4 protein-coding genes are annotated in these 5006 nt (G+C 70.2%); 2 read left to right on the top strand and 2 right to left on the bottom strand.

What is annotated here, in order from left to right; genetic code table 11:
* On the top strand, positions 1 to 411 hold a 411-nt coding region (locus tag ACFU99_RS32580; RefSeq protein ID WP_384398891.1), incomplete at its 5' end, for a zinc finger domain-containing protein.
* A 43-nt stretch (positions 412 to 454) separates the two neighbouring features.
* Here the strand turns inward: ACFU99_RS32580 and ACFU99_RS32585 are convergent.
* Both ACFU99_RS32585 and ACFU99_RS32590 read right to left on the bottom strand, forming a co-directional pair.
* Positions 455 to 1897 (bottom strand): amino acid permease, encoded by a 1443-nt coding sequence (locus ACFU99_RS32585; protein WP_384398893.1) that lies wholly within the window; start codon positions 1895 to 1897, stop codon positions 455 to 457.
* A gap of 90 nt (positions 1898 to 1987) precedes the next feature.
* Positions 1988 to 4336 carry a GH92 family glycosyl hydrolase gene (locus tag ACFU99_RS32590; protein WP_384398895.1) on the bottom strand — a complete coding sequence of 783 codons (2349 nt, stop codon included), beginning with the start codon at positions 4334 to 4336 and terminating at the stop codon, positions 1988 to 1990.
* A 207-nt stretch (positions 4337 to 4543) separates the two neighbouring features.
* Here ACFU99_RS32590 and ACFU99_RS32595 point away from each other — a divergent pair.
* Positions 4544 to 5006: thiamine pyrophosphate-binding protein (locus tag ACFU99_RS32595; protein ID WP_384398897.1), on the top strand; the 463-nt coding region annotated here is incomplete at its 3' end.

A 5006-nucleotide genomic window follows, 5' to 3' on the forward strand; every position in this document is an offset into this window, starting at 1 on the left:
GCCGCGCTGCTGCGCGGCGAACGGCGGCAGCTCAAGGGCGTGCTGCGCGACCAGAGCGTCATCGCCGGCATCGGCAACGCCTACTCGGACGAGATCCTGCACGCCGCCCGCATGTCGCCCTTCAAACTGGCCGCGAGCCTCACCGACGACGAGGCGAGGGCGCTGTACGCGACGGTCGTCGACACCCTGCGCGGGGCGGTCGAGCAGGCCGGGGGCCTCGCGGCGGGGGAGGTGAAGGCCGGGAAGCGGGCGGGGATGCGGGTGCACGGCCGGACCGGGCAGCCCTGCCCGGTCTGCGGGGACACGGTGCGCGAGGTCTCGTACCGCGACTCCTCGCTTCAGTACTGCCCGACCTGCCAGACGGGCGGAAAACCGCTCGCGGACCGCCGCCTCTCCCGCCTCCTCAAATAGCCGCCCGCCGCCCTGGCCGTAACCCCGCCCCCGCCCGTAGCCGCTACTCCGCCGCCTCCCGCTCCCGCGCTTCCTCCTTCGCCATCTCCGACCGCTTGTAGGAGTAGGCGAAGTAGACCACCAGGCCGAGCAGGAACCACACCGCGAAGCGCACCCACGTCTGCCACGCGAGATAGGTGATCAGCCACAGCGACGCCGCCACCCCGATCAGCGGGACCACCGGCATGCCCGGGGCGCGGAAGGTGCGCGGCAGGTCCGGGCGCTTGTAGCGGAGCACGATCACCGAGACGCAGACGACCGCGAAGGCCAGCAGAATGCCGATGTTCGTCAGCTCCGCAGCCTCGCCGATCGGCAGGAATCCGGCGATGGCCGCCGACGCGAAGCCGACGATCCAGGTCACCCGCGTCGGGACGTGCCGCGTCGGATGCGTCTTCGCGAACCACTTCGGCAGCAGCCCGTCCCGGCTCATGCTGAACCACACACGAGTAACTCCCAGCATGAAGGTGAACATCACCGTGAGAATGCCGATGATCGCGCCGACCGCGATGACATCCGCGAGCCCGCCCAGGCCCACCGACTTGAACGCGTTGGCGAAGCCGCTCTCCTTGTCGATGTCCTTGTAGTTCTGCATTCCCGTCAACACCAGGCAGACCAGTACGTACAGCACCATCGAGATCGCCAGCGAATACAGGATCGCCTTCGGCATATGGCGCTGCGCGTCCTTGGACTCCTCGGCCACCGTGGACATCGCGTCATAGCCGAACACCGCGAAGAACACCGTCGCCGCGCCCGTGAACGCGCCGCCTACGCCGAACGGGAAGAACGGGCGGTAATTGCCGGTCTTGATATGGAAGAAGCCCACCACGATGATCAAGATCACCACCAGGACCTTCAGCCCGACGACGATCGTCTCGAAGCGGGCCGCGTTCTTGATGCCGAGCGACAGCAAATAGGCGATGAAGATGCACAGTAATGCCGCGAACAGATCGACGCGGTGGCCGTCCCCGGTGCCGGGGGCGCCCAGCATCCAGTGCGGCAGCCCGGCGTCCATCTCCCCGAGCAGGTAATTGATATAGCCGGAGATGCCGATCGCCACCACCGCGACGATCGCCGTGTATTCCAGCAGCAGGTCCCAGCCGATGAACCAGCCCCCCAACTCGCCGAGGACCGCGTACCCGTAGGTGTAGGCGGACCCGGCCTTCGGGATGAGGCCCGCGAATTCCGCGTACGAGAAGGCCGCCGCCGCGCTCGCCACCCCTGCGATCAGGAATGACACGAGCACGGCGGGGCCCGCCTTGCCGTTGGCGATCGTGCCCGCCAGGCTGAAGATGCCGGCGCCGATGAGGCCGCCGACGCCGATCGCCGTCAACTGCCAGAGCCCGAGCGAGCGTTTGAGCTGCTCGTTCGGAGATCCCGTCGTGCCCGACTCGATCTGTTCGATCGGTTTGCGGCGCAGTACGCCTTTTCCTGCCCGTAGCCCGGCCATGGCCGTTCCTCTCCGTCGGAGCCGATGGCCGATCATCATGGCCGGGCCCGGACGCGTGCGGAAGATCTCTCACCGCGCCGCGTGGGACGGTCAGTTCACCGCGGGCGGCGCGGCCGACGCCGAAGTCCCCCAGTGGGAGGGCGCGGAGCCGACGCCGAAGGACAGCGCCCGGCCGCGCCGGATGTCCTCGGTCCGTACGTACGTCTTCCCGTACGGCGAACCGTTCAGGCGCACCGACCGGATGTAGCGGTCATGGCCGGAGGTGCCCGGCGCGGTGATGGTGAACCGGCCGTGTGGATACCAGCGGCGGTCCAGGCGCAGGTCGACGCGGTCGAAGAGGGGAGTGGACAGCCCCCAGGCGTCGGCGCCGGGCTGCACGGGATAGACGCCGATGGCGGACAGCACCATCCACGCCGACATGGTGCCCAGATCGTCGTTGCCGGTCATGCCGCTCGGCGAGTCGGTGAACAGGGTGAGCGCCGCGTGCACCACGTCGGTGGTCTGCCAGGGCCGGCCGGTGGAGAGATAGGTGTACGGGGCGATGGTGTCGGGCTCGTTCTGCGGGTTGTACTTGTCGGCGTTGTAGTAGTCGTACGGGCCGTTGACCCACACCTTGCGCGCCGTCCCCGCCGGGTCCTTCAGTAGTTTGTCGTAGGCGAAGAACGAGTCGAGGCGCTTGTTGGCGGCGTCCTTGCCGCCGATCAGGGACACCATGCCGGACAGGTCCTGCGGCACCAGCCACTGGTACTGCCACGCGGTGCCCTCGTGGAAGCCGACGCTCTTCGCCGGGTCGGCGGGGCCGGTGAACGCGCCGCCCGCGTCGCGCGCCCGGAAGAAGCCGGTGCTCGGGTCGAAGACGTTGCGGTAGTTCTGGGCGCGCTTGGCGTAGCGGGCGGCGTCCGCGTGGTGCCCGAGCTCGCGGGCCATACGGGCGAGCATCGCGTCGGACAGCGCGTACTCCAGGGTCGCCGACGGGCCGTGGTCGAAGTCGGAGTCGCCAGGCTTCTTGTGGATCCAGTCGGCGATGTAGGGGGCGTAACCGCCCTTGATGTACTCGGCGTTGGCCTCCCGGCCGACGGCGGGGGAGTCCGCCGGCGGCACGCCGTCGGCGTTCTTCTTCAGCGCCCGGTACGCCTCCTCCTCATGCCCCGTCAGCAGCCCCTGGTGGTAGGCGTTGGTGAGGTAGGGCGTCACCGGGTCGCCGGTCATGATGTTCGTCTCGACCGTGCCGTACCCCCACTTGGGCAGCCAGCCGCCCTCCGCGTCGACACGCAGCACCGACAGCGCCATGTCCCGTGCCTCGTGCGGCGCGAGGAGCCCCAGCAGCTGCGCCTGGGTGCGGTAGGTGTCCCACAGGGACCAGTTCTGGTAGTAGTCGAACCCTCTGGCGCGGTGGATCTTCTGGTCCCAGCCGGTGTAGCGGCCGTCGACGTCGCTGCCGATGTTGGGCGCGAGGAAGGAGCGGTAGAGGGAGGAGTAGAAGGTGCGGCGCAGCGTCTCGCCGCCGCCTTGCGTCCGTACGCCCTCCAGTCGGCGCTCCCAGGCCGCGTCGGCGGCGCGGGCCGTACGGTCGAAGCCGCCGCTCTCGGCGCGCAGATTGCGCCGCGCGCCGTCCGCGTCGACGTAGCTGACGGCGGTGGTGGCCTCCACGGTCCGGTCGCGGGTCGCGTCGAAGCGGAGGTACGCGCCGTTGCGTCCGGTTCCGGTGGAGCTCTTCGAACCGGCGGTGACCGTCCCGTCCCGCCAGGTGCCGTAGGCGGTGAAGGGCCGGTCGAAGCGGGTGACGGTGTACAGGGTGTACGGCCTGGTGCCCTGGCAGAAGCCGTGTCCGGTGATGGCGGTGCGCACGGTGCGCGCGTCAAGGATCTCCACGGTGGTGGAATCCGTCTTGTGCAGCGACTGCCCGGCGTTGAGCAGGACGTTGGCCTTGTCGGTGGCGGGGAAGGTGTAGCGCTGGTGGCCGGTGCGTCTGCCCGCGGTGAGCTCGGCGGTGATGCCGCCGTAGGACTTCAGAGCGACCCGGTAGTAGCCGGGGCGTGCGCTCTCGTCGTCGTGGCGGAACTCGGCGGCGTAGCGGGCGTAGTCGGTCTCGGTGACCTCACCGGTGGTGGGCAGCGTCGGCAGGTCGCCGCCGAGGCCGCAGCCGACGCCGGACAGGTGGACGGCGCTGAAGCCGCGGATACGGGTGTCCTTGTAGTCGTAGCCCGTGTTGTGCCCGGTGTCGGGGGAGAGCTGCACCATGCCGAACGGCACGGAGGCCCCGGGGTAGGTGTTCCCCTCGTTCTGCGTACCGATGAAGGGGTTCACCAGGTCGGTGAGGCGCCCGGTGCGGTGCGTCTCGGCGGCCTGCGCGGGTACGGACACGAGCCCGCCCAGCAGCGCCGCGCAGGCGAGGGCGGCGACGCGGGCGCGCCGCCGCGGATGTGGGGTCCATTTCATCGCTCACGACCTTCACACGATCGGTGACATCGTTGTCAGGGCTGAGGCTGGCCCGGCCCGTACGTCCTGTCAAGGACGCGCCAAACAACGGCGTGCGCGCCTGCGCCGGACGGTCCTGTCCGAACCGGTCCTTCCGCGCCCCGCCGCCGGGAGCGAGACTGACGCCCTGCCAGTCGAAACCCCTACCGTGAGCAGAGGCGGACCCCCATGCCGAACGGCGCGCAGACCCTGATCCGCGGCCTCGTCGACGCAGGCGTCGACGTGTGCTTCGCCAACCCCGGCACCTCGGAGATGCACTTCGTCGCGGCCCTCGACGACGTCCCCGAAATGCGCCCCGTCCTCTGCCTGTTCGAGGGCGTGGCCACCGGCGCCGCCGACGGGTACGCGCGGATGGCCGAGCGGCCCGCCTGCACCCTGCTGCACCTCGGCCCCGGCCTCGCCAACGGCCTCGCCAACCTGCACAACGCCCGTCGCGCCCGTACCCCCGTCGTCAACCTCGTCGGCGACCACGCGCTCGGCCACAAGCCGCTCGACGCCCCGCTGGAGTCCGACATCGACGCGCTGGCCGGCAGCGTCTCCGGCTGGTCGCGCCGCACCCGCGACGTCGGCGACCTGGGCGCGGACGCGGCGGAGGCCGTCGCCGCGGCGGCCGAGGGGCAGATCGCCACGC

Source organism: Streptomyces sp. NPDC057654 (assembly GCF_042800135.1).
In the GTDB taxonomy this organism is placed as follows: Bacteria; Actinomycetota; Actinomycetes; order Streptomycetales; family Streptomycetaceae; genus Streptomyces.